The sequence below is a fragment of the Arthrobacter sp. DualSoilB13 genome (assembly GCF_055389195.1).
This window is the reverse complement of record NZ_AP035865.1, coordinates 3403437-3428534: the sequence shown is the minus strand read 5'-3', so window position 1 is coordinate 3428534 and position 25098 is coordinate 3403437. Positions and strand designations below refer to the sequence as shown.

Annotated in this window: 24 protein-coding genes; 18 read left to right on the top strand and 6 right to left on the bottom strand. The window is 62.7% G+C overall.

The window, feature by feature from the left end; all coding sequences use genetic code 11:
• Positions 1-328: 328 nt before the first annotated feature.
• The 3 genes from ACZ5J0_RS15765 to ACZ5J0_RS15755 are packed head-to-tail and all read left to right on the top strand — an operon-like array spanning position 329 to position 3338.
• Positions 329-1858 carry a hypothetical protein gene (locus ACZ5J0_RS15765; protein WP_464093488.1) on the top strand — a complete coding sequence of 510 codons (1530 nt, stop codon included), beginning with the start codon at positions 329-331 and terminating at the stop codon, positions 1856-1858.
• Between the two features lie 11 nt (positions 1859-1869).
• Positions 1870-2664 (top strand): endonuclease III, encoded by a 795-nt coding sequence (gene nth, locus ACZ5J0_RS15760; RefSeq protein WP_142938037.1) that lies wholly within the window; start codon positions 1870-1872, stop codon positions 2662-2664.
• Positions 2661-3338, top strand: coding sequence for an NUDIX hydrolase (locus tag ACZ5J0_RS15755; RefSeq protein ID WP_142938038.1), 678 nt, complete (start codon positions 2661-2663; stop codon positions 3336-3338). Before nth ends, ACZ5J0_RS15755 begins: the two co-directional genes overlap by 4 nt.
• A gap of 35 nt (positions 3339-3373) precedes the next feature.
• Here the strand turns inward: ACZ5J0_RS15755 and ACZ5J0_RS15750 are convergent, their stop codons facing one another.
• Together ACZ5J0_RS15750 and ACZ5J0_RS15745 are read right to left on the bottom strand one after the other, a co-directional pair.
• On the bottom strand, positions 3374-3574 hold the full coding sequence (locus tag ACZ5J0_RS15750) for a YegP family protein (RefSeq protein WP_142938039.1): 201 nt from the start codon (positions 3572-3574) through the stop codon (positions 3374-3376).
• A gap of 185 nt (positions 3575-3759) precedes the next feature.
• Complete coding sequence (locus tag ACZ5J0_RS15745) at positions 3760-5451, bottom strand: bifunctional 3'-5' exonuclease/DNA polymerase (protein ID WP_166841840.1); 1692 nt, start codon at positions 5449-5451, stop codon at positions 3760-3762.
• A gap of 137 nt (positions 5452-5588) precedes the next feature.
• Here ACZ5J0_RS15745 and ssd point away from each other — a divergent pair, with 137 nt between their 5' ends.
• The 7 genes from ssd to ACZ5J0_RS15710 all read left to right on the top strand — a co-directional run bounded on the left by ssd (position 5589) and on the right by ACZ5J0_RS15710 (position 10789).
• Positions 5589-6746 (top strand): septum site-determining protein Ssd, encoded by a 1158-nt coding sequence (ssd, locus tag ACZ5J0_RS15740; RefSeq protein ID WP_243753250.1) that lies wholly within the window; start codon positions 5589-5591, stop codon positions 6744-6746.
• The gene (locus ACZ5J0_RS15735; RefSeq protein WP_464093487.1) at positions 6743-8071 is read left to right on the top strand and encodes a TadA family conjugal transfer-associated ATPase; all 1329 of its coding nucleotides are present in this window, start codon (positions 6743-6745) and stop codon (positions 8069-8071) included. Before ssd ends, ACZ5J0_RS15735 begins: the two co-directional genes overlap by 4 nt.
• Before the next feature lie 185 nt (positions 8072-8256).
• Positions 8257-8865, top strand: coding sequence for a type II secretion system F family protein (locus ACZ5J0_RS15730; RefSeq protein WP_464094741.1), 609 nt, complete (start codon positions 8257-8259; stop codon positions 8863-8865).
• Positions 8865-9461 carry a type II secretion system F family protein gene (locus ACZ5J0_RS15725; protein ID WP_464093486.1) on the top strand — a complete coding sequence of 199 codons (597 nt, stop codon included), beginning with the start codon at positions 8865-8867 and terminating at the stop codon, positions 9459-9461. The genes ACZ5J0_RS15730 and ACZ5J0_RS15725 overlap by 1 nt, the downstream gene beginning before the upstream one ends.
• 160 nt (positions 9462-9621) lie before the next feature.
• Positions 9622-10053, top strand: a complete 432-nt coding sequence (locus ACZ5J0_RS15720) for a DUF4244 domain-containing protein (protein ID WP_464093485.1) — start codon at positions 9622-9624, stop codon at positions 10051-10053.
• Positions 10050-10433, top strand: a complete 384-nt coding sequence (locus tag ACZ5J0_RS15715; protein ID WP_464093484.1) for a TadE family type IV pilus minor pilin — start codon at positions 10050-10052, stop codon at positions 10431-10433. Before ACZ5J0_RS15720 ends, ACZ5J0_RS15715 begins: the two co-directional genes overlap by 4 nt.
• A gap of 74 nt (positions 10434-10507) precedes the next feature.
• Positions 10508-10789 (top strand): Rv3654c family TadE-like protein, encoded by a 282-nt coding sequence (locus ACZ5J0_RS15710; protein ID WP_464094740.1) that lies wholly within the window; start codon positions 10508-10510, stop codon positions 10787-10789.
• A 55-nt stretch (positions 10790-10844) separates the two neighbouring features.
• Here the strand turns inward: ACZ5J0_RS15710 and ACZ5J0_RS15705 are convergent, their stop codons facing one another.
• Positions 10845-13169, bottom strand: a complete 2325-nt coding sequence (locus ACZ5J0_RS15705; RefSeq protein ID WP_446698047.1) for a DEAD/DEAH box helicase — start codon at positions 13167-13169, stop codon at positions 10845-10847.
• Positions 13170-13271: 102 nt separating this feature from the next.
• Positions 13272-13964, bottom strand: a complete 693-nt coding sequence (locus ACZ5J0_RS15700) for a GNAT family N-acetyltransferase (RefSeq protein ID WP_166841835.1) — start codon at positions 13962-13964, stop codon at positions 13272-13274.
• Between the two features lie 173 nt (positions 13965-14137).
• Between ACZ5J0_RS15700 and trhO the strand changes: the two genes are divergently transcribed.
• Positions 14138-15034 carry an oxygen-dependent tRNA uridine(34) hydroxylase TrhO gene (trhO, locus tag ACZ5J0_RS15695; protein WP_142938048.1) on the top strand — a complete coding sequence of 299 codons (897 nt, stop codon included), beginning with the start codon at positions 14138-14140 and terminating at the stop codon, positions 15032-15034.
• An 8-nt stretch (positions 15035-15042) separates the two neighbouring features.
• Here trhO and ACZ5J0_RS15690 read toward each other — a convergent pair whose 3' ends face one another.
• Both ACZ5J0_RS15690 and ACZ5J0_RS15685 read right to left on the bottom strand, forming a co-directional pair.
• Positions 15043-15573 carry a hypothetical protein gene (locus ACZ5J0_RS15690; RefSeq protein ID WP_142938049.1) on the bottom strand — a complete coding sequence of 177 codons (531 nt, stop codon included), beginning with the start codon at positions 15571-15573 and terminating at the stop codon, positions 15043-15045.
• 65 nt (positions 15574-15638) lie between these two features.
• Positions 15639-16082 (bottom strand): hypothetical protein, encoded by a 444-nt coding sequence (locus ACZ5J0_RS15685; RefSeq protein ID WP_223940853.1) that lies wholly within the window; start codon positions 16080-16082, stop codon positions 15639-15641.
• 152 nt (positions 16083-16234) lie between these two features.
• Here ACZ5J0_RS15685 and ACZ5J0_RS15680 point away from each other — a divergent pair, with 152 nt between their 5' ends.
• The 7 genes from ACZ5J0_RS15680 (at position 16235) to proC (ending at position 25088) form a co-directional block, all read left to right on the top strand.
• Complete coding sequence (locus ACZ5J0_RS15680) at positions 16235-17884, top strand: DUF7059 domain-containing protein (protein ID WP_142938051.1); 1650 nt, start codon at positions 16235-16237, stop codon at positions 17882-17884.
• A complete protein-coding gene (locus tag ACZ5J0_RS15675) occupies positions 17881-18588 on the top strand; it encodes an ArsR/SmtB family transcription factor (protein WP_464093483.1) in 708 nt (235 codons plus the stop codon). The genes ACZ5J0_RS15680 and ACZ5J0_RS15675 overlap by 4 nt, the downstream gene beginning before the upstream one ends.
• Before the next feature lie 123 nt (positions 18589-18711).
• Positions 18712-21435, top strand: a complete 2724-nt coding sequence (gene topA, locus ACZ5J0_RS15670) for a type I DNA topoisomerase (protein WP_166841834.1) — start codon at positions 18712-18714, stop codon at positions 21433-21435.
• 66 nt (positions 21436-21501) lie between these two features.
• A complete protein-coding gene (locus tag ACZ5J0_RS15665; protein WP_142938054.1) occupies positions 21502-21936 on the top strand; it encodes an SseB family protein in 435 nt (144 codons plus the stop codon).
• An 89-nt stretch (positions 21937-22025) separates the two neighbouring features.
• Entirely contained in the window at positions 22026-23150 is a 1125-nt protein-coding gene (locus tag ACZ5J0_RS15660) for a Ppx/GppA phosphatase family protein (protein WP_166841832.1), read from the top strand.
• Between the two features lies 1 nt (position 23151).
• Positions 23152-23985: a sugar phosphate isomerase/epimerase family protein gene (locus ACZ5J0_RS15655; RefSeq protein WP_166841831.1), complete on the top strand. Its 834-nt coding sequence runs from the start codon at positions 23152-23154 to the stop codon at positions 23983-23985.
• A 272-nt stretch (positions 23986-24257) separates the two neighbouring features.
• Positions 24258-25088, top strand: a complete 831-nt coding sequence (gene proC, locus ACZ5J0_RS15650) for a pyrroline-5-carboxylate reductase (protein WP_142938057.1) — start codon at positions 24258-24260, stop codon at positions 25086-25088.
• Positions 25089-25098 lie beyond the last annotated feature (10 nt).

Genomic DNA, 25098 nt, shown 5'->3' with positions numbered 1-25098 from the left:
CGTGGGCGTCGTCACAAATGCGGCCGTGAGCGGCACGGATTTAGCGACGAATGGCGGCTGTGGCGGTGGGGAACCGTTTACATGACGCACGACGGCGGCACCGGGCTGCCGTTGCTGGCGGGCTTACTGTCGGCCACATTCTGTAAGGAACCTTGGAGTTTGCTGTGGGCGAAGCCGTATGGCCGTTTTCAGCTAGAACCCTGTCAGGGGGGTGGCATAGGCTGAAGAAGTCTTGGGACGCACTTCTGGCGTGTCCGGTTCACTGCGGAGTCCCGCGGAGGTCGCCGGGCCGGACTGTCCAAGACGCCGCCGTACGAAGGAGATATAGATGAACCAGCTGAGCCCAGGCCCGCACGACTCACACCCGACGGGACCGGACACCGCGGCTGGAACGGTCACCGCTGCGGGTGGAAACGCTGCTGACGGCACCGCTGTTGGGAATCCGGCGACGGGTACGTCCGGAACTCCTTTCAAGAAGGACACTGCTGCCAAGAACGATGCTCCTAAAAACGACGCTGCCAAGTATGACGCCGTCGCTGGGCCGTTCACCATCCGGGATCTTACTGTTTTCGGCTCCACGCTCCTGATGTTCGTTGCCTCGCTTCTGCCCATGTTCGGGGAGCGCTACAACCTGTGGAACCTGGGTAACTTGTTCTTCCTGCTGCTGGGAATCCTGCTGCCGCTGGTTGTGGTGGCTCTCTTCGTAGCCCGCAGGCTGCAGCCGGGTACTATCCTCCGCATAGGTTCGCTGTCCGTTGACCAGTTCGCGTCCGTGGTTGCCTCGTTTGCGTTCCCCTTGTTCTTCCTGACCATTGCCAACTCGTTCAACGGCAGCGTACTGCTGGGCCTGGTCGGCTCCGTGGGTCTGCTGGCAGCGACGGTTCTGGCCCCGCATCTTCCGTGGCTTTCCGCCGACTTCAAGGGCCGTGCTGAAACGCCGGCGCACGTGGTTGCCCGCGAAGCAGCAGTGCCCAGCCGCAAGCCGGCTGCTCCCAAAGCACCGAAGGCGCCCACCACACCCAAGCCCGCAGACGCCACAGGTTCAAGCGGCGGATTCCGGAGTTCAACCCCCGGATACCAGGGATCGGCACCCGGTTACCAGGCTCCCGCTCCGCACGTTTCCGGTACAGCGGCTGCAGCAGCCTCCACGGGTGCTCCCGGTGCAGGTGCCGCGACCGGCGCCGCAACGGGCGCAAGCCCCTTCGCTCCGCCGGCCAGCTACGGAACATCGCCGTCGCCGGCAACTGAAGCTTCCGCCGTCGTGCACGCAGCTGACGCAAAACCTGCGGACGGTAGCGGCTATGCAAGCAGTGGACCCACAGGAAGTGGGCCCGCTACTGGCAGCACCGCTGCCACTGAACCCGCTGCTGCCGCTTCGCCCGCTACGTCTTCGCCTGAGAAGGCCGAGCCCGTTGGCGAGCCTGGCGCTAAGGATGCCCACGTTCCTGCCACGGGTTCAGCGGCTCAGCCCGCCACTACCCAGCACACGGCCCAGCCCGCTACAACCCAGCACGCCGCTCAGCAGGCGGCCCAACCAGCGGCCCAGCAGCCGTGGGTTGCCACCATGGCAACGCCCATTGTTTCCGGTGATACGCGCAGGGTGAGCGACTCGATCGGCGCTACCGTGGACCCGGCCAGCCGACCGGAAGAGTCCGATTCGCCGCAGTATGAGGCTTTCTGGTTCGCTGTTGCACAACCCAGGATTGCGTACGACGAACACTCGGGGACCCCGGCCTTCACCATCGAACCCGGTGGATGGGTTCTGGCCCTGGAAGACCGCGGCCATGAGTTCCTGGTACAGGACACCGACGGCAAGGTTGGGGTTCTTCGGGAGCTCAGCAACATCGAACGCGGCTAAGCAGGGACGCCGTGGCCATCGCCGAAGCTGGTTCGCTGCTCGCGCTCAAACGCCGGGCACGGAAGATCAATAGGGTTCTCGCGGAGAAGTATCCCTACGCGCATGCGGAGTTGGATTTTAGGAACCCTTTTGAACTGGTGGTGGCCACTGTCCTTTCCGCCCAAACCACCGATGTGGCGGTCAACCAGGTCACCAAGATCCTGTTTGCCCGCTACCCGGATGCCCGCGCCATGGCTGAGGCGGATCCCCTCGAGCTGGAGACAATACTCCAGCCGACGGGCTTCTTCCGTGCCAAAGCACGGAACGTTTTGGCGCTCAGTACGCGGCTCGTAGATGAGTACGACGGCGTGGTCCCGGGACGTCTCGAAGATCTGGTGACGCTCCCGGGCGTCGGGCGCAAAACCGCCAACGTGGTCCTGGGCAATGCCTTTGGTGTCCCCGGGATCACGGTGGACACTCACTTCGGCCGGCTTGCCCGCCGATTCGGGTGGACGGCCTCGGACGATCCTGTGAAGATCGAGTTCGACGTCGCCGAACTGTTTGAACCCCGGGACTGGACCATGCTCTCGCACAGAGTGGTGTTCCACGGACGCAGAGTCTGCCATTCCAGGAAGCCGGCCTGTGGTGCCTGCCCGGTGGCAAGCCTCTGCCCGAGCTACGGCGAGGGCGAAACTGATCCCGTCAAGGCAGCCAAATTGTTGAAGTACGAGCTAGCGCCGGGCAGCGAAGCTTTGCTCGAGAAGCTCCTGGCCGAGACGCACAGGGCAGCGGAGATCCGCATGGAATCGCAAAGGAGGCCCGGGTGACCGCGCTTGAGGAACTGTCCGCGCTGGTTGCTCGCTTCGATGAGGGCCAACAGCAGCACTCGGCATTGTGGGAGCAGCTTCCCGTCACCCCGGAAACAAACCGCGCCGCGGCAGTCCTGATGCTTTTCGGTGTACTGGACAACATCCCTGCCGAGTCGGGGCGGCCAATAGCGCCGGCGGACCTCGATGTTCTGCTGCTGGAACGGGCACATACCCTGGACGACCATCCGGGTCAGGTGGCGTTCCCGGGCGGCAGCGTGGACGAGGAAGATGAGTCGATCGTCGCCGCAGCCCTTCGTGAAGCAGTGGAAGAAACCGGCTTGGATGCCAGTGGTGTCCGGGTTCTTGGAGTCATCCCGGAGCTTGGGCTCATCCGGAGCAACTTCCGTGTGACACCTGTGCTGGCATGGTGGGATGCGCCGTCACCGGTTCGCGTGGTGGACTACGCCGAATCCGCTCAGGTCTTCAGGGTACCGGTGCGCGACCTTTTGGACCCGGTCAACCGTGTCACTGCCACCATCTCGAGGTTCGGCCGCACCTATACCAGCCCAGGTTTCACCGTCAATGGTGTGCTCGTGTGGGGCTTCACGGGGATGGTCCTCAGTGGCCTCTTCGACGAACTGGGCTGGACAGTTCCCTGGGATAAAGACAAATTGCGGGACATAGACCTTTAGGTGGTCCGTCGAGGCTTACGCTGCCTCGCGGGCTTTTACGCTGCCTCGCGGGCCGTCGTGGACCGGTCCACGATCAGACCGGTGGCGGCGTTTTCCCGTACGGCGTTGATGCCGGCCACAACACCCTCGAGGTGCGGGAACGTGGGTGACTCGGCAACCACCGTACCGTCGGCCGCTGTAAGGCGGAACCGGTAGCCCTCGGCATTGTCCTTGAGAATTTCAAACCTGCCAGCCATCGAATGCTTCCCCCTTGTGATGCTGTTTTGATTCTGCGGTGGACCAGCAAAAGTATCCACATCATGAAACTATCCAGAACCCGGGCGGAACCAAAGCTACTTTGCGGTACCTGTCATGGGCGGGTCATCCCGGCTCATATAGCGGGATGTGACTGGATAGTGCCGCTGCATCAGGCTATGGTCCGCTACTTCGCTTTGTCGTAGGAATCGACGACGGCCAGGCTCACTGGAAACTCCACAGGGATCCGTCCGAACATAAGTTCCTTCGCCGATGCTGCCGCTTCTTCGATGGCGCGGATACAGGCGTCCACGGCGTTCACTGGAGCGTGAATCATCACCTCATCGTGGAGAAAAAAGACGAGTTCACCGCTGGGTGAGCCTTCGGCGCGTAAGGTTCGCAGCCGTCGTCGTAATTCTGCCAACCAGCAGGCCGCCCACTCAGCAGCCGAGCCCTGCACCACGAAGTTGCGGGTGAAACGGCCCCGTGATCGGGCAAGATTGTCGGCGCGCCGCTGTTCCTCGGCGGTGGTGGATTGCTGGCTGCGCAGCCAGCCGGGCGACGGCGGTGGGCTGCTTCTGCCCAGCCGGGTGGTGACGGTTCGGCCTGCTTCGCCCTCGCGCGCTGCTTGCTCCACGAAGCCGACAGCGCGTGGATAGGTCCGCGTGAGCTGCGGCATAAGCCGCCCCGACTCGCCCGTGGTGGCGCCGTAAATAGCTCCCAGCAGGGCAATTTTCGCCTTGGCCCGATCACCCCCAAAGCCTTGGGCTGCGATGCCTGCGTAGAGGTCCTTGTCCCGTGCTGCCTCTGCCATTTTCGTGTCTTGGGCCAGCGCCACGAGAACACGCGGCTCCAGTTGGGAGGCGTCGGCAACAATGAGCTTGTGCCCGGGATCCGCATGGACCGCTGCCCGGATATTTCGCGGGATCTGGAGGGCGCCGCCACCGCGCGAAGCCCAACGCCCCGACACAACCCCACCCACCACATACTCGGGATGGAACCGCCCGTCACGCACCCAGGCGTCCAGCCAAGACCAGCCGTTGGCGGTGTGCAGCCGGGAAAGCTTCTTGTAGGCGAGCAACGGCTGAATGGCCGGATGCTTCGATTCCTGAAGCTCCCACTGCCGGGTACTTTTGACCTCGATCCCGTTCCGGTGCAAGGCGCGCATCAGATCCTGCGGGGAATCCGGATTCAGGCCGGGGGAGTTGAGGATGCTCCTGAGCTCGGCGCAAAGAGCCTCAAGTGCCGGCGGACGGTGCCCCAGCGGCGGCCGGGGCCCTAGGACATCGGCAAGGATTTGCTGATGCAACTCTTCTCGCCAAGGGACGCCGGCGTGCTGCATCTCCAGGGCGATCATCGCGCAAGCGGACTCAGCGGCGAGCAGTAACTGGAGGCGCTGTTTCTGTTGGTGGGCCTCGGAGACTTGTGAGACCGCGTGCTGTTGGGCCGCGAATTCCTCCCTGAGTTCAGCCAACCCCACTTTGGGGTTGGACTGGGCCAGGTCCTCGAAGAGAGCGCCCTGGTCTGCGGGAGGCGGTGGGGGCTGAAGAGCGCGGGGTGGTGCGGAGTCGTCGTCCTGCGTGAGTTTGACCGCATACCGGGCATAATCCGTGTGCGCCGTGAATTCGGAGTGGGCAAGGATGGCTCCGCAGAGCACGAGGTCGTGGCAACGCTCCAGCTCTATGCCATGGTTTAGCAGCTCCGGATACCAGTCCTGGGCGCGGTGCCACACCCAGCGGGGCCGCTGGGTTTCGAATTCACGCACGACGCCGGGCAACTCACCCCGGGTGAGGACGCGTGCGTCTGCAGTGGCCTTGCCGGTGGGGGAGATCCTTTGTATGGCTGCGCCTTGCTGGTGGGCGGCGAGCAGCAAATACATGGTGTCCATTCTGCCCTGTGCGGAGGTGTGCTGTTGCTGGGAGGACTGCTCCTCCACAACTTCCGGCCGCACTATGTTGTGCACATACGGGAATTCGAACCTTATGTTGGTTTGCCGATTCAACCAGTGTGGACGCCATGAGCAAGCGAGATCGTCGGCAGAGGCAACCCGCACACATCCAGCAGACCACTGACAATTACGGGCACCCCCACAAGAAAGCAGTTGAAGGGGACCCGGACGGATCTTGGCTGCCACGCGAAGCCGTCGGCATTCTGCTCGTTTCCGCTGACTCCTACCTTCAGGAAGAGGCCAAACGGATAGTCGCGGCTGCAGGGGGGAGTCTCCGTTTAGCCGCGGACGTGGCCGAAGCCGTCCACGGCTGGGACAATGCCGACGTCGTATTGGTAGGCAGCGATATTCAAGAGTTGCCGCCCAGGCGAAGGGCTCCCACTGTGTTGCTCGGCAAAGCCTCTGAAGGTGATGGGCTATGGAGTTTGGCCGCGTCGCTTGGAGCTGAGCGGGTCGCTGTCCTTCCCGAGGCCGCCGGCTGGCTGGCTGAACACCTCAGTATGTCCGGCTCACCGGACCCTGGGGGGACGGTCATCGGAATCATCGGCGGTAGTGGTGGGGCGGGAGCTACCACTACCGCAATCTGGCTTGCCCAGGCTGCGGCAGGGCATGGCATCAGCACCGTGCTCATCGATGGCGACCGCTGGGGTGGAGGCCTCGAGCTGGCAGTGACGGCGGATGAGGTGCCCGGCCTCCGATGGCCGGACTTCGCCGAAACCCGGGGAAGCATTGATCCTTCCCAATTCCGGGATTCATTGCCCGTGGCTGGCGGATTCGCATACCTGTCCTGGCCCGGGACGAGGGAACCGGTCCACATCCCGGCGGTCGGCGCTGTGGCTGCTGTTGTTGACGCTGCACGCCGGAGCTTCGAACTCATCCTCGTGGATATCGGACGCAGCGTTGAGGGGCTGGGAACGCTTGCATGGGACTGCGACAGGATCCTGGTGCTGACCACGGCCCACCTTAAGTCTGCAGTGGCGGCCGCGCGCGTCCTCAACGAACTCCCACCCATAGATGCAGGACTCTTGATCCGGGGAAGCGGCGCCAGTTCAGTGGATGCGCCACTGATCGCCGAGTCGCTTGGCTTGCCGCTGCTGGGTGTCCTACCGGAGATGCGTGGTGTAGCGGCCAGCACTGAGCTGGGGCGATTGCTGGAGATCGGACGCCGAAAACCAATCAGGCGCTTAGCCGGTTCCGTCCTGGAACTGAACGGGGCCGCCCAGTGAGCCCCTTTGCCGACGGAACCCGCCGCCGGCAGAGCCGCAGGCTGGACTCGGTTCTTCTTGAAACGGTGCGGGAATCGGTGCTCGCCGGGAGCGGACCCGTGACACCTTCCACTGTCGCCGCAGCCGTGCAGGCAAGCGGCAGACTACTGGGTACCGCCGGAGCGTTGGAGGCGGCTGAGTCCATCAATGCTGAACTCAACGGACTGGGTCCTCTTCAGCCGCTCGCACAGGATCCTGGCGTCACTGACATTTTCGTCAACGGCCCCGACTCCGTCTGGTTTGACCGCGGGAACGGCCTGGAACGTACATCTGTTTACTTCGACACCGAGCAACAGGTCAGATCGCTGGCCACCCGCCTGATCTCAGCCGGGGGAAGACGGTTGGACGATGGCTCCCCCTGCGTGGACGTCCGGCTCAACGGCGGATACCGGGTCCACGCAGTCCTTGCTCCCATATCAACGGCAGGGACGTTGCTGTCCATTCGAATCCGCCGGGACGAAGTGTTTACCCTCGCCGAGTTGCGGGAATCCGGCATGTTTTCGGAGCACGTTGAGTCGGTTCTTCGTGCCGTCATGGCCAACAAACTGAGTTTCCTCATTAGCGGTGCCACCGGCTCAGGAAAGACAACCCTGCTCTCCACAATGCTCGGGCTGAGCCATCCGGCGGAACGTTTAGTACTGATAGAGGACGCCGCAGAGCTCAACCCTGTTCACCCGCATGTTGTCACGCTGGAATCCCGCCACGGAAACCTTGAGGGCGGAGGTGCACTGGACCTCGGAGAACTGGTCCGCCAAGCACTGCGCATGCGGCCGGACAGGCTGATCGTGGGGGAATGCCGTGGCGCTGAAGTCCGCGAATTGCTGACCGCACTCAACACTGGGCACACCGGTGGTGGTGGCACTATCCACGCCAACACCGCAGAGGCCGTGCCGGCACGGTTGGTGGCCCTCGGCGCCTTGGCGGGGTTGAACGCCGAAGCCGTTCGGTTGCAGGTCTCTAGCGCCCTTGACGTCGTGATCCACGTAGACCGGACACCGTCGGGACGGAAGGTCGCGTCCATCGGAGTAGTCACAGACACACGGCAACAGCAAAAGGTTGTGCCGGCCCTCAGCTGGAGCCCGGCAGGAATGACGCCAGGGCCGGCATGGCCGGAACTTGCCTCCCGGCTCTCGTTGGCACCGCTGGAGATGGACCATCTACCAGCACAGGAAGTCGACCGGCCTGAACCTGATGATCCGCCACGACGCAGGTCCCGGAAGACGGCCAATCCAACATCAACCGGGTCACGTCCGGTGGGGATGCATGACTTCGGTGATATCCGGTGATTGGCCTCTTCGTCCTGGTTGCGGCGCTCGCGGTTTGGTTGCAGTTCACAGGCCACAGGGATGGAATCAGGCGTCTCCGGACGAGGCTGGGGGAACCAGCGGGCCGGACCTTGCGCACCGATGCCCGTCCCATGACGCGGCGCGGAGGTCCAAGGCCGCGAAAGCGTCCGGAGCCCTTGTCACTTGTGGTGTTGGTGCAGCAGCTCGCAGCCCTCCTGCGCGGCGGACGGGGAGCTTTCAGGCTGTGGGAGGAGCTATGGATAGTCCACGGTGCAGGGCAGCTAGCGGACAATGGCGCGGGTTCGGCAGCAGCAAAGGGAAACACCGGGCTTTCCCACCCGTCCCTGCAAGTTCTAGCAGCAGCGCGGGCAGCATCCACGGTGGGAAATTCGCCGGCCGAAGCCATCCGGGGCACAGCCGCAAAAGCGTATCCGCAACGCGGAAGTTCTGAGCGCCGCGTGTGGATGGAGTTGGCAGCATGCCTGGACATCGCGGAGACCAGCGGCTGTCCGTTGGCTGACCTCCTCACCCGGTTTGCAGCGCAGTTGGAGGCCGAAGAGGACTCCGAGGCTGCCCGTCAGACGGCGCTCGCAGGCCCCAAAGCTACCGTGCGCCTGTTGTCATGGCTCCCGGTATTTGGACTGGGGCTGGGGGTGGCATTAGGCGTGGATCCGGTGGGGATCTTGTTGAACAACTTCCTGGGTGTTGCCACCTTCGCGGTTGGTCTGCTTCTCACAGCGGCGGGTCGTGTATGGTCATCGCGGCTGGTCGCATCCGCGATCGGAGCCTACTGATGCACCAGACGCCGGTGTTAGTGATGATCGCGGTCATGGTGCTCGCAGCAATCCTGAGCTTCGCGGCGCCCGCACGGTTGGGAACTCAGTTGACGTCCCGGGGAAGGGACTCAGCAGCGGCGCAGGAGTCCTCCGCATCAACCCCACCGGAACAGGAAGAAGACGGACTGCGCGATACGGCAATGATGCTGGAATTGGTGGCTTCCATGCTCGACGCCGGAGCCGGAATCGGGCGGGCATTGGAACTTATCGCCAAGTGCGCGTCTCCTCCCATCAGGAATTCCCTCCGGCCCGTTGTTGCCGCGCTGGCCCTCGGTGCCGACTGGGAGACTGCCTGGCGGACGCCCACCAATCACGCCCCTGAAGTGGTCCGCCTCAAGGATGCGTTGGCTTTCGCGGCGCTGACTGGTGCGCCGTCTGCCTCTATCCTCTATGCACAAGCGGCGAGGGAACGGCGCGAGCAGTTCCGGGCCGCGGAGAAGCGGGCAGCTGCCTTGGGCGTGAAGCTTGTAGTTCCTCTGGGTCTCTGCTCCCTGCCTGCTTTTATCTGCCTTGGCATTGTCCCGGTCCTGATCGCCATGCTCCCCTCGGGGTGAAACGGGGAGAGGGCCGTCAACGCCACAACCTTTCCTCCACACCCAGCGGGACGGGACGGGTTATCCACTTGCGGAGAGCACCCACTTCCGGGCCTTTCCGGAACACGGAAGAGTCGGTTCTGTCAGCAGAGAGCTGGCACTTTATGGAAAGGAAACCACCATGAAAACACTGTCCGCTACGCTTCCAGGCCTCCTGAGTGATATGCCGCGGGATCGGCCGGTTCCCGCTGAATTCCTTGGGGCTCCCTTCGAGGAACCACAGACGACCCAGCATGAGGAACTCTCCGAGTACGAGCTCGACCACAACGATCCCGAGCGATTCGGTTTCGAGGACGAGCTCCTGCAGTTAGGACTCGGCTTCGGGGATCTTGCGGAGTCCGAGGACGGCCCATGTGAGGACGAAGGCTTCTGGTCAAGGTTAAGCACACGGACAAAGCTGACGGGCTCGGAAATGGGCATGGCCACGGCCGAGTATGCCATTGCTACCCTTGCCGCCGTAGGCCTGGCGGGTTTGTTGGTAGTTATCCTCCGGAGCGAAGAGGTCCGCGGCTTCCTGCTCAACCTGATCCGTACGGCGTTGTCCCTGCCATGACCGCTCTGCTGCCTGCCGACAGGAGATCCCGGAATGCAAAGGAAAAGGGTGCTGTCACTGCGGAGTTCGCGGTCGCTTTGCCGGCCGTTGTGTTGCTCCTGGCATTCCTGCTGGCAGGCGGCGCCGCAGGTATCACCCAACTCAGGCTGGAGGAGGCGGCGAGGGCAGGAGCACGAGCCTCGGCGCGGGGTGAGGCCTCCGGCTCGGTGGATGGGATCGTCAAGCGGCTTGCCGGGGGAGGCGTTACGTCGTCAATAAACGGGGACGGCGAGTGGGTCACAGTGACTGCTTCCTCGGCAGTTGGCGGGGCTTTGGGCCCGTTGATCCCATGGACGCTGAAGGCCTCGGCTACAGCACGGGAAGAAGTGGTCACCCCGTGAAAAACCTTTGGCCAAACACCGAGCATGAAGGCGGCGCTGGCACCGTGCTGGCGCTGGCCTTGGGCGCGGTGGTCATGCTGCTGTTGCTGGGCTTGCTCCTACTGGCGCAGGCCGGAGTGATGGCATCCCGGGCGGCGTCTGCGGCTGACCTGGCAGCGCTGGCCGCCGCAGATGCGGCCCGGGGGCTTACGTCCGGGGAGCCTTGCGCCGTTGCCGCAAGTGTGGCCGGGAAGCACGATGCAAAGATCACGTCCTGCAGTGTTGCTGGTGGGGTGGTGGAGGTCGGCACGGAGCTGGCCCATCCCTTCCAGTGGGGCGTTGCCACTGGCCGCGCACGAGCCGGACCTCCTCCTTAGCAGCTAACAGGGCCAAGCACACAGGCTTCGTGCCGGGCGGCTGGCTTCAGGGAATCTAGCTGGCGTCCTTCAACAGGACGTTCAGGAGGGTGATGGCGGCTGCCTTGTCCAGCGGGTTGTTCTTGTTGCCGCACTTGGGGGACTGAACACAGGACGGGCAGCCGGCATCACACTCACAGGCCTTGATGGCTTCCCGGGTGGCTGTCAGCCATATCTTGGCCTTCTCAAAGCCCCGCTCAGCGAACCCGGCGCCACCAGGGTGGCCGTCGTAAACGAAAATCGTTGGTACCCCTGTGTCGGCATGCAAGGCAGTGGATACCCCGCCGATATCCCAGCGGTCGCTGGACGCCACCAAAGGGAGGAGCCCAATTGCAGCATGTTCAGCCGCATGCAGCGCCCCGGGGAACTCCGCTTCCACCAGCCCGGCTCCGTGCAGCGAACGGTTGTCCACCACGAACCACACGGCCTTGGTAAACAGGTCCCTTGCTCCCAAATCGAGGGGTTCCTCGCCGAGGATCTCATTGGAAATCAAGGCCTTGCGTTGGAAGGAGACCACTTGGGTAGTTACTTTGACGTCCCCAAAGTGCACGGTGATGTCGCCCCACTGGACGGAACGGGAAGTTTCAAGGACCTCGATCTGGGTTACGTCCCGTGCCGTGGTGTAGAAGTCGGGGTTGACCCGGCGCACCATCACGCAGTGGTCGGCTTCGTTGAGGTCCTCCACCAGGTAGCTCTCGCCTTGATGGACGTAGATGGCACCCGTGTGCGCCTGGTAATGGGTTTGCGGCGAGTCCATGGTTCCCAGGAGGGACCCGGTTTCAGCGTCAACGATGCTGACAGGACCGCCGCCGTCGGCCCGGAGGTTCACCATGCCTGCGGCACTCTCAGGGTGGGTCCAGAACCATCCGGCGGGCCTCTTTCGAAGGTACCCCTGCACTACCAAACGGTCCAGAAGCCCCTCGGCAGTCGGCCCAAACAGGTCAAGCTCGGCGGGTCCGATCGGCAATTCGGCTGCTGCCGCGCACAGGTGCGGGCCAAGGACGTACGGGTTGCCGGGATCGAAGACGGTGGCCTCAACCGACACGTCAAAGATGGCCTCGGGATGGTTCACCAGATACGTATCCAAGGGGTCATCGCTTGCCACGAAGGCGGCAATGGCGTCCTGCCCTGCCCGTCCTGCGCGGCCGATCTGTTGAAAGAGCGAAGCCCGCGTGCCGGGCCATCCAGCTACCAGCACGGCATCAAGGCCCGAGATATCGATGCCAAGTTCCAAGGCGGAAGTGCTGGAGACCCCCAGCAATTGCCCGGATCTCAACGCCTGCTCCAAAGCCCGCCGCTCCTCGGGCAGATACCCGGACCGGTACGCGGCCACGCGCCCGGGAAGACTGGGATCCACCTCGTCCAGCAGTCTCTTGGTGATGGATGCAATGGACTCCGCCCCGCGGCGGGACTTGATGAACGCGATGGTCCTGACGCGCGAGGAAACGAGGTTGGCCAGGATGTCCGCAGTCTCAGCTACGGCCGTCCTCCTCTGCTTGGCGCCGTTCTCGCCCTTGACGTCGGTGAGGGCCGGTTCCCAGAACGCCACCGTCGTGGAACCGTGGGGCGAGCAGTCTTCGGAAACTTCCCGGACGGGAGCGCCGATGAGCCGCCCAAAGGAAATCCCGGGGTCCGAGGCCGTGGCGGAAGCGGCAATGAACACCGGCTCGGGGAAGGAGGTCCCAGCCCCGTAGTAGGCGCAGATCCGGCGGAGTCGTCGCATCAGATTGGCCACGTGCGAGCCGAACACGCCGCGATAACTATGTGCTTCGTCTACAATCACGTAGCGCAGCCGCCGGAAGAACCTGGCCCACCATGTGTGGTTGGGAAGGATGCCGAAGTGCAGCATGTCCGGGTTGGCGAGGATGAAGTTGGCGTGGTCACGAATCCACCGTCGGGAGGAGACGTCAGTATCCCCGTCATACGTTTCAGCCCGGACCGTGGGTAACTTCAGCGAGCGGATTGCTGCCAGCTGGTCTGCTGCCAAGGCCTTGGTAGGGGATAGGTAGAGCGTAACGGCGCCGTCGTCGTGGATCTTGCCGGGATCTGACAAGACCCGCAACTCGGAACGGTGTATCGCATCCAACGCCGGCAACTGGTAGGCGAGCGACTTTCCCGAAGCAGTTCCCGTGGCAATGACAACATGCTGTCCGGAATGAGCGAGGTCTGCCGCCTGGATCTGGTGTCGGTACGGTTCGTGGATGCCCAGGGAACCGTAGGCTGCCACAACGTCCGGATGGACCCAGCCGGGCCAGGGCTCATTGACCGCTTTCCGGGCGGGGATGGTGTGGACATGGCGCAGCTGCTCAGGGTCCGGCGTCCGGCCCAGCAAGGAGATCATTGAATTTGGTGCAGCCACCGAATCATTCTGTCACTGTGCGGGGACGCCAACAGCGGCACCCTGGGGGCGCCGCCGTCGGGCATTGCTTTTGGTTGGGAGGTTCTATGCTCCTGAGAGGTCCGATCCTTCGGTGCCGCTGGACATCATAAGGACGTGGCACACCACGTCCCATCCCAGATGGGAGTAGAGCTTTTGGCCGTCCAGGGATGCCAGGAGCAGGCCGTTCTCCACATCGTGCGCGAAGGCTTGTGCCGCCAAGGCCTTCATGATGAAACTGCCCAAGCCGCGGCGTTGAAAATCGGGTTCGGTGACGATCTTGTCGAAGATGGCCGTGCCGTTGACCACATACACCCGGCCGCTGGCAGCCACCTGCTCGCCGGAATGGACCACCGCGTAATGGACACCGTTGGATTCCGAGGTAGCCAGCTCCAGATCGTCGTCAGGGAGCCACGGATCCTCGGCATCCTGAGTTTCCATGTCCACGATCATCATGGTCTGGGACGCGGAGGTCACCGTCAGTCCGCGCTGTTCAGCGAGGTATTTGTACCGTTGGACATCGTTGGTGAGGATCGTCAGGACCCGGGTTGGAGCTTCTGCCGTCTTGTCAGCCAGGACGGCGAATTCTTCGTCTGACGGATCGTGGGCGAAATACTCCCAGTCACCGGTTTTGTCGGCGCGAAGTGCGGCAGGGAAGCGGCCCTCTTGGCGTAGTTCATAGCCGCGGCAGCCGGACCAGCCGGCTACCCAGACTTCCAAGAGGTGCGCAATGTCTTCAACCAAGGCGTCTGGACTCATGTAGAGAGAGTATGCCAGCGCATCATGAAGCAACAGAGCCACGTCAGCCCGGGGATGGTTGCTTATGGAATTGTGACTTCCCGACCACGGTCCCTCAGGCAAACCTGCCCGGAACCCTGCTTGGAATCCGGCACGGGAGGCGAGGATTTTACTGCACCAAGTACCCTTTAATAGTGGCTCTGAACCGAATTGTGCTCTTCTATGGCTTTACTCCGATCGCCGACCCCGACGCCGTGCGTCTGTGGCAGCGTGCCCTCTGCGAAAAGCTGGGTCTCACCGGCAGGATCCTGATCTCAAAGGACGGCATCAACGCCACGGTGGGCGGCGAGCTCAACAACATGAAGCAGTATGTGAAGACCACCCGTGAATACAAGGGCTTTCATGGCATCGACTTCAAGTGGTCAGAGGGGGGCGCTGCAGATTTCCCGCGCCTCAGCGTCAAAGTGCGCGATGAGATCGTGTCGTTCGGTGCGCCCGGTGAGCTGAAGGTGGACGCCAACGGCGTGGTGGGCGGCGGAAAGCACCTCCAACCGGAGGAACTGCACGCATTGGTGGATGCCAAGAAGTCCAGTGGCGAAGACGTGGTGTTCTTTGACGGCCGCAACGCGTTCGAAGCCCAAATCGGCAAGTTCAAGGACGCAATCGTCCCGGACGTGGACACCACCCACGATTTCATCAAGGAACTCGATTCGGGCAAGTACGACTCCCTCAAGGACAAGCCCGTTGTCACCTATTGCACGGGCGGTATCCGCTGCGAAGTGCTGTCCAGCCTGATGGTCAACAGGGGCTTCAAAGAGGTGTACCAGCTGGATGGCGGGATTGTCCGCTACGGCGAGACCTTCAAGGATCAAGGCCTGTGGGAGGGCTCTCTGTACGTCTTCGATAAGCGCATGCATGTCGAGTTCAGCGAGGAAGCCAAAACCATTGGTGAATGCGTCCGCTGTGCGGCTCCCACCAACAAGTTTGAGAACTGCTCAAACCTCAGCTGCCGTACTTTGACCCTTTACTGCGCGGAATGTGCCTCCAGCCCGGAAACACTCCGCTGCCCCGGAGGCTGCGAAGCCGCCTGACGGCCGGTTCAGAGGCGGCTCACCCGGTACGCGAAGTTGGAGTCCGATCTGGACCCCACCGTGATGGAGAGTACTGCGTCCTTTTCCAACTGGACTACGCTCACGCGGGCATTGGCGCACCCCAAGGTCAGATCCACCAGCTTGGCCTCGCCCAACGCGACGCTGAAGGTAACGCGGCGTGTTCCGCGGCATGCCAGCGTCACCGCGTACGTTCCGCCAGGCAGCTGCACAGTCTGCTCAGACTTGGACTCGCCGGGGTTGAGGTAGCCGCTGCTTGAGTAGAAGGACTGTCCCTGGGACTCAGGCAAAGCCATTTTGGCCCACTCTTCCAGTGCCTCGCCGGTGACTGTATCCTCCAGCGCGGGGTCGGGCGGAAGAACAACATTGCCGGCAGTGGATGTAGGGCTGGCATCCGGCCTGCCATCCTCGTCAAAGGTGTATTCGCAAGCCGTCAGACTGCTGCTCAGCGCAATAAGGATCACGACGGCGGCCCTCACCGGCCGTTGCGGCATCACCGAGCGAGCTGCCTTGCTGCCCATGGACTGACTTTACGCCCGTACAGCCGCAAGCCAAAGGCCTGCCGGGGGCGGGCATCGGCCAGGTCCTAGGCAGCAGCAGCGACCACGTGGTAGGCGAAGATCAGCGGGGCATCGACGCTACTTGTAGAGATGTTCAAAGTACCGGAAACGGGCATTTTGATCTTCACCACGTCAAGGCTGCCGTTGCAAGCGGCGGCCGCGTCTGCGATCTTGGTGCCGCCAGAGGAAACCGCAAAATAGGCTTTGCCGCCACCATCACACGCCATGGTAAGCGTGTAGCTTCCGGCCGGAACGTTGGGAGATTCCTTGACCAAGGGGTCACGGTTGAGGATTTTGCCGGAGTCCTCCAGCACTACGCCACTCGCCGCGGGGAGGACCTTTTCCTTCCAGGCAGGAACGTCGGCATCTTCGATATTAACCGGTGCCTGGCAGCCGCAGACTCCCAGCAGCGCCGCAGTGGTGATGGCAACAAGGCCCGCGCGGCGCCTTGTGGAGGAGAAGTTGAGCATGAATCCAACGCTACCGGGTTCCTGCAGGGAGCTTTGTCCACCCCTGCCCATTCCGCTTGGCCAGGTTCCCGATTGTCCACATAGGACCCGATTGTCCACATAGGACAGGTTCAGCATCCCAGGGCACGGCACGCCGCCCCTACACTTGCAAGGTGACTGACACAGCTTCCTCCTTTACCTCCGGCAACACTGACGATGCTCCCCGCAGCGACCAACCCCAACTGCTGTCGGCGCTTGCCGCGGACCTTCGTGCACTCTCCTACACAGTGGATGGTGTGGCTGAACTTCTGGGGACCTCCGCCTCTGAAGCACTCGGCAGGGACCAGCTCATCCCTGCTCTGCTGGCCAGCGAGCGGCACATGGACTCTCAGGACCCGGCCCTCCGATCGTCGGCAGTTGTCGTTCGCCTGTGGTTGTTGGCCGTTCCGCAGTCTGTGGCGGACATCGATTCCGCTCTCCCCGGCATCCGCACTCATGGACTTGCGGAACTGGGGCTCGTCACAGTGGATTCAGGGGTGGTCAAGGCCAAAGTGGACCTGCGCCCTTACGGTTGGGACGCCAATGCAGACGGCAGTGGCGGCGCGGAACTCTGGGTTGCCAGCGACCTCGCAGCCCACCAACAGCCGGGAGTGTTGAGGCATGATCATGTCCTGGGGATCGGGCGCGCCTCCACCACGCTGGTGCAGACCACAGTCAGGAAGCACATCAAACGAGCGCTGGACGTGGGCACCGGCTGCGGTATCCAAACGTTCCACTTGCTCCATCACTGCGACCATGTGACGGCCACGGACATTTCCGAGAGGGCACTCGCTTTCACACGCTTTAATCTTCTGTTGAACGCTGCGGAACTGGAGCTGGACCCCGAAAACCTGGAGGGCAGGGTGAGCCTGCGGCATGGGTCGCTTCTGGAACCGGTGGCAGGGGAACAGTTCGGCCTGGTGGTGTCCAATCCGCCCTTCGTCATCACTCCGCGAACGGGTGGTGAATCCTCCTCCGACCAGTTCACCTACCGCGACGGCGGGCTTCCGGGGGACGACATCGTGGCTTCCCTTGTACAGTCCCTGGCGGAGGTCCTGGAGCCCGGCGGCATAGCGCAGATGCTGGGCAACTGGGAGATAACCTCTGGTTCGGACTGGAAGGACCGGCCCCAGGCATGGCTTAGGAACTCAGGTTTGGACGTCTGGTTTATTCAACGGGAACAGGTTGGCCCTGAGCAGTACGCGGAGACGTGGCTTCAGGATGCTTCCCAGAACCGCGAGGACGGGCAATACCAGGACGCGTACGCGGCATATTTGGATGATTTTTCTTCCAGGGACGTTGAGGGAATCGGCTTCGGCATGATCTGGTTGCGTCGCCCGGCGCAAGCGCTCGGGGCCGTCATCAACCGCTTCGAGGAAATCACGTACCCGATCGAACAACCCATCGGTCCCCATCTCGGCGCCGCCGTGGAACGGGCTGACTGGGCTGCTGCACATTCAGTTTCCTTGGCGCACTTGGTGGTTGCCGAGGATGTCACGGAGGAAAGGCACCAACGTCCAGGGGCTGCCCATCCGGGGGTCATCCTGCTCCGGCAAGGGGCAGGGCTTCGGCGGACCAACCTGCTGAGCACCGAACTCGCCGGTTTCGTCTCCGCATGCGACGGCCAATTGTCCGTCCGGCAGATCACTTCGGCCTTGGTATCGCTCCTGGGCGGGGGCGAGGGCTTCGATGAAGAGGCTTTCCGCGAAGGACTCTTCCGCGACGTCACCAACCTGGTGTTGGACGGATTCCTCCTTCCGGACCCGGAGCAGGTGGGCGAATGATCCGGACTACGGCGCGCTCATCAAGTGCCGGACCTCCGGGAAGTGACCCTGACTACACTGATGAAGTGACTGTGAACAACGAAACATCCCAAGCGTCAGGAGACGTTCCTCGACGGAAACGTGCCGAGAAGACGGTTGTGATCACCGATCCCAAGGCCATCCGTGCTTTGGCGCATGCCGCCCGGCTGGAGGTCATCTCTGAGCTGTACGCCACACAGGTCAGCCACACAGCCACCGAACTCGCTGCCAGGACAGGCCTGACGCCCAGTGCAATGAGCTACCACCTCAGGGCTCTCCAAAAGTGGGGCATCGTGGCTCCGGCGGAAAATGCGGGCGACGCCAGGGAACGCCGCTGGAAGGCAGCGGGAACAGACTTCACCATCTCCGGAGGCAGCGTCGCCAGTCCTGAGATAGCCGTCGTGGACCTTGAGCTGGATGCCTTCCGACGCAGGGCTTCTGCATTCGCCAGGGCCCGCGGCGAACGCCGGCAGCGGGGGGAAACCGGGGAAGAACCGGCAGCGGTTGTTCTCTCCAGCAACTTGTTGTATCTGACCAACCCGCAGCGCAGGGAACTTTTGGACAGAATCCGCGCGGTTCTGCGGGAGTACGAACTTGAGGATCCCACTCACATACCCGAAGGTGCCGAACGTGTGGCAACCTTGTGGTCAATGATCCCGGACGACCGCTTAGCGCCCGGTCAGTAACAGCCCGCCGGACCATCGAATGTCCGTCCTTGTTCCGCACCAGAACGCAGGATTCTGCAAACTATGGTGAACTAGGCCAATATGGGCACCAGCCCAATTACACATTTTTTCTGTAGGAGCACCGTGCCCAGCAAGGCAAAAACCGGCAAGAAACTCGTGATCGTGGAGTCTCCCGCCAAGAGCAAGACCATCGCCAAGTATCTTGGCGAGGGCTTCATCGTCGAGGCTTCGATCGGCCATATCCGGGACCTCCCGCAGCCATCTGACCTCCCTGCCGAACTGAAGAAGACCTCGCTGGGCAAGTTCGCAGTAGACGTCGAAAACGACTTCAAACCGTACTACGTTGTCTCCCCGGACAAGAAGAAAAAGGTTGCCGAGCTCAAGGCCCAGCTGAAAGACGCTGACGCGCTCTACCTCGCAACCGATGGGGACCGCGAAGGCGAAGCCATCGCGTGGCACCTCCTGGAGGTCCTCAAGCCCAAGGTTCCCGTCTATCGCATGACGTTCGGTGAAATCACCAAGGAAGCCATCCACCGCGCCATGGACAACCTCCGTGACGTCGACACCGCTTTGGTGGATGCCCAGGAGACGCGTCGTATTCTTGACCGCCTCTACGGCTACGAGATCTCCCCCGTGTTGTGGCGCAAGGTGGCCCGCGGGCTCTCGGCTGGCCGTGTGCAGTCCGTGGTGACCCGCATGGTGGTGGACCGCGAACGTGAACGCATGGCCTTCCGCGCAGCGTCCTACTGGGATCTCACGGGCCAGTTCGGTTCGGACTCGGGTTCGTTCAAGGCAAAGCTTGCCGCCGTGGATGGTTCCAAGGTAGCCAGCGGCCGGGACTTCAATGACAACGGGCAGCTGACGTCCTCCAACGTGGTGCACCTCAACCAGGAACTTGCCACCTCTTTGGCTGCCGGACTGGAAAACGCTGATTTCCGTGTCCGCTCCGTAGATACCAAGCCCTACACCCGCCGCCCTGCCGCGCCGTTCACCACCTCCACCCTGCAGCAGGAAGCCGGCCGTAAGCTCCGCTTCTCCTCCAAGAGCACCATGCAGGTTGCCCAGCGCCTGTATGAAAACGGCTACATCACCTATATGCGTACGGACTCATCCGCCTTGAGCGATGAAGCACTCACCGCAGCCCGCCGCCAGGCTTCCGAGCTGTATGGTCCCGAGTACGTTCCCCAGAGCCCCCGCGTTTACGCGAACAAGGCTGCCAACGCCCAGGAAGCTCACGAGGCCATTCGTCCCGCGGGTGACTCGTTCCGTACGCCGGCGCAGGTTGCCAAGCAGCTGAGCGGTGACGAGTTCCGCCTGTACGAGCTCATCTGGAAGCGCACCGTGGCCTCCCAGATGGCTGATGCCAAGGGTTCCACTGCCACCATCCGCCTCGGCGCAGTGGCCGCTGACGGCCGCGACGCCGAATTCTCGGCTTCCGGTACGGTCATCACCTTCCCGGGCTTCCTTGCAGCCTATGAAGAGGGCAAGGACGAGAGCCGCGGGGACGATGATTCCGACGAAGCCCGTCGCCTGCCGAACGTTTCCAAGGATGATTCCCTTACGGCTTCGGAGATCGTGGCTGTCGGCCACGAAACGTCCCCGCCTCCGCGTTACACGGAAGCATCGCTGACCGCTGAGTTGGAAAAGCGTGGCATCGGCCGCCCGTCCACCTACGCGTCCACCATTTCCACCATCCAGGACCGTGGCTACGTCCGTAAGCAGGGCTCCGCTTTGGTTCCCAGCTGGATCGCGTTCTCTGTGATCCGCTTGCTGGAACAGCACTTCACGGATTATGTGGACTACGAGTTCACCGCAGACATGGAAGGGGATCTGGATAAGATCGCCAACGGCCAGGCTGTGGGCGCTGCCTGGCTCAAGCACTTCTACTACGGTGAAGATGCAGACCCCGGCCTGCTGAGCATCGTCAACAACCTTGGCGAAATCGATGCGCGCGAGATCAATTCCGTGCCGATCGCCGAGGGCATCACGCTGCGTGTGGGCAAATTCGGCCCGTACTTGGAAAGCTCCATCCCCACCCTTGATGCGAAGACCGGCGAAGTGGTTGAGTCCGCGCGGGCCAACGTCCCCGAAGAACTCGCTCCGGACGAACTCACGGCCGACAAAGCCAAAGAGCTCATGGAGACGGCGGCCCCCGAGGAACGGGTTCTGGGAACGGACCCGCACACCGGCCACACCATCGTTGCCAAGAACGGCCGCTATGGCGCGTACGTCACTGAGATCATCCCGGAGATGACCGAGGAACAACTAGCCAACCAACCGGTGGAGTATTACAAGAACGGCAAGCCCAAGCCTCCCAAGAAGCCGGTGAAAGCCAAGCCGCGTACGGGTTCCCTGTTCAAGTCCATGACCGTGGATACGGTCACCTTGGATGAAGCGCTTGCCCTGATGAGCCTGCCCCGGGTCCTCGGTGAGGACGCGGACGGCAACCCCATCACGGTGCAGAATGGCAGATTCGGTCCGTACCTGAAGAAGGGCACGGACTCCCGCTCCATAGGTTCGGAAGAGGAGATCTTCACGATCACCCTGGAACAGGCCCTGGAGATCTACTCGCAGCCCAAGCAGCGTGGCGCCCGCGCGGCCGTCCCGCCGCTGGCTGAGTTTGGTCCGGACCCCGTGTCCGAGAAGAACATTGTGGTGAAGGAAGGCCGTTTCGGCCCTTACATCACTGACGGCGTCACCAACATCACCGTCCCGCGCTCAACCTCACTTGAGGAGTTGACTCGGGAACAAGCCGTTGAGCTGTTGGCGGAAAAGCGTGCCAAGGGACCGGTCAAGCGGACCACCACCCGCAAGGCGCCGGCCAAGAGGGCAACAGCCAAAAAGTAGCTTGAATGACGGCCGGGGCAGCACTCACGAATTGCGTCCCGGCCGGCATCGTGGTCGAGTAGAACCATGACTGAACAGACCGTTTCACCGGATAGTGAACCCTTGAACGACCTCGAGGCCAAGCTGGCCTCGGCCGAACAGCCGGACGCTAACCCGGTGGACGTCATCCTCGCTTTCCTGAACAACGAGGTTTACCTCGTCAGCTCGGAAGCTGTGGACGGCCCGGACTCATCGGTGGAGCCCTTGGTGCTCTCGAACGCCGACGGCCAGCCTGTTTTGGCCGTCTTCAGCCACCCGAGCCGCGTCGATGACCGCTTCCTCGAGGCAGCCCCGCACGTTCTGGGCACCATGGGCTCTGCCATCCTGGGCAACATCGGGGACGAACTGGGCATGGTCATCAACCCCGGGAGCGAATTCGGCTTCGAAATCGATCCCGAGGGCATTGCCAACATTCGCCGCGACTTCAAGCGCGCCGACGAAGCCGGGGAGCCCGCCGAATAGGGCCCGCCCAAGCTGTCGGGAACCAATCGACCGGCGAAACGTCTTGGCTAAGTTGCTTCGCAGGCTTCGAATCGGTGAATAATGGCAGAATGCGTCTTGGCGTTCTCGACATCGGGTCCAACACCGTCCACCTACTGCTGGTGGACGCTCACCCTGGCGCGCGTCCGGTAGCTTTCGCTTCCCACAAGCGCCCGCTTTCTCTGGTGCAGTACCTCGACGGTGACGGCAACATCAACGACGCCGGACAGCACGAGCTCATTGAATTCGTCCTGGAGGCCTGGGAGTTCGCGGCCAGGCATAAGGCCGAGGACCTCCTTGCGTTCTGTACCTCGGCCATTCGGGAAGCAACCAATGGCCCCGAGGTTCTGGCCCTGGTCAAGCACGAAACCACGGTGACCCTCCAGGAACTTACGGGCAGCGAAGAAGCCTCCATGACGTTCTTCGCCGTACGCCGTTGGTACGGATGGGGCGCAGGTCCCATTCTTGACCTGGACATCGGGGGCGGCTCGTTCGAAATGGCGTATGGAACGGACGAACTTCCTGAGCACGCCACGTCAGTTCCCCTTGGTGCCAGCCGTTTGACGCGGGACTGGCTCCACGACGATCCGCCTACTGCCAAGAGCGTCAAGGAACTGCGCCGGTATATCCGGTCCACGTTGAAGCCCGTGGTCCGGGACTTCCACGAGCTGGGCCGGGCCAACTTGGTGGCTGGCACGTCCAAAACGTTCCGGTCGTTGGCGCGCATCGCCGGTGCAGCCCCCAGCGGGGCAGGACCGTACGTTAAGCGCGAACTCCACGCAGCAGATCTGGGACTGTGGGCGCAACGGATTTCGGCCATGACAGTGGAGGACCGGTTGTACCTTCCCGGCGTTTCCGACGCCCGTGCCCGCCAGTTACTGGCGGGAGCCTTGGTGGCTGAAGCGGCGCTGGAACTCTTCGAATTCCCCAAGATGGAAATTTGCCCCTGGGCCCTCCGCGAGGGCCTGATCCTGCGCCGCCTGGACCAGTTGGTCTTTGAGGAAGCATTGGACCCGGCGCCGCACGTGGGGAAGCGTAAGAAGGATAAGTCAAAGAAGAAGGCAGCAAAGGAAGCCGGCAAGGCTCCTGAAAAAGATGAAGAACCCCACCCGGGGTTCAAAGAATTCCCGGTCCCTGTCAACACACCGTCCCCAACACCGGTCCCAGCCCCTGTGGCAGGCGGGCTGGCCTCCTGAGATGAGCAACGACGTCGAACCTGAAGTGAATGCCCGCCAAATCCCCGTGGCGCTGTCCAGCGCGTCCGTGTATCCCCTGAGCGTCCATGACGCCTTCGCCGTGGCGCAGGATCTGGGCTACGAGGGCGTTGAGGTGATGGTCACCAACAATGCGGTGAGCCAGAACCCCGATGCCCTGATCCAGCTGAGCCACCGGTACCACCAGGAGATCGTCTCCATCCACGCGCCTACTTTGCTGTTGACGCAGCAGGTTTGGGGCACGGCGTGGAACAAGATCGAAAAGTCCTGCCAAATGGCCGCGGATGTCGGCTGCGACACCGTGGTGGTTCACCCGCCGTTCCGGTGGCAGTCCAATTACGCGGAGAACTTCGTAGAAGGCGTGCGTGAAATCGCTGCGAGGTACCGCGTTCGGATCGCCGTGGAGAACATGTACCCGTGGCGGGTCCGTGGGCGTGAGGCGGTGGCCTACCTACCGCACTGGGACCCGTTGGGCCAGGATTACGACGACGTCACGTGGGACTTCTCGCACGCTGCCACTGCCGGGGCCAACAGTTTGGAAGCCATCAAAGCGCTCGGGAACAAGCTCCGGCACGTCCATCTCACCGATGGCTCGGGTTCGGGCAAGGACGAGCATCTGGTGCCTGGCACTGGAACGCAACAATGCGCCGATGCCTTGCAGCACCTGGCCGCCACCGGTTTTGACGGCGTAGTAGTAGCGGAGATTTCCACCCGCAAGGCCAAGGTTGCGGGGGAACGTGAGGAAATGCTGGCTGAAACGTTGCGTTTCGCCCGGCAGCACCTCAGCGTGCCGTCGCTGCGCAGCGTAGACAACTAGCCGGCGTCGGGCGCTGGACCCGGCGCCCGACGCTGGAACGCTGTGTTAAAAGCGAAAGCACCGGCGGCCGAATCGGGAAATGGGGGAAAACCCGCCCGGCCACCGGTGCTGCTGGCGGACATCCCCATGCCCGCCTTCATCACTCGCACCCTCAATGAGGTAACTACTAAGTTACGGACCAAGCATGAGTGCTGCCTGCAATAACCTTGGGAGCAAGCTGGGAATCCGGCATTCGTTAGACCCCGTCCACGGCCAACTGCAATGATGGAGCCATGAGCAACCGAATCGCATTCCTTGGCTGTGGATCCATGAACGAGGCAATTCTGGGAGGCCTTGTCGCCGCCGGGACGGACCCTTCGGACATCGTCGCTACCGTGCGCCGTGCAGAACGCGCCGATGAATTGGCCCAGCGCCACGGGGTCATGGCCATTGCAGGCGAGGAAGAGCCGGACAACAACAAGCTGGCCACCAAGGGCTCGGGCATGGTCATCCTGGGCGTCAAGCCGGTGGGCATCCTTGACCTGGCCCGGGAGATCGGCCCCGCGCTGGCGAAGGACACGATCGTTGTCAGCGTCGCGGCTGCCGTCTCCATCGAACAGCTTGAAGCGGCATTGCCGGATGGGCAGCCGGTGATCCGCACCATGCCCAACACCCCCGCACGGCTGGGTCGTGGGGTCATCTCCGTCTCCCCAGGTACCCATTGCACATCTGAGCAGCTCGAAAGGGCCAAGACGGCGTTCGCCGGGGCGGGAACAGTGGTGGAGATTCCTGAAGAGCAAGTGGATGCGCTCTCTGCTATCAGCGGCTCCGGGCCGGCCTACGCTTTCTATCTGGCTGAGGCCATGGCTGCTGCCGGCGTCGAACTTGGCCTGGACCAGGAACTGTCCGTGATGCTCGCCCGCGAAACGGTGGCAGGCGCGGGTTTCATGTTGGCTGAGCCGGGAGCGGACCCCACACAGCTGAGGGTCGCCGTCACCAGCCCCAACGGCACCACCGAGCGCGCCATTGCGGCCTTTGACGACGGCGGCATCCCCAAGATCATCGCTGACGGTGCACGCGCGGCAGCGGCCCGTGCAGCTGAAATCACCAAACAGCTCGGCTGATTTTTTGTAC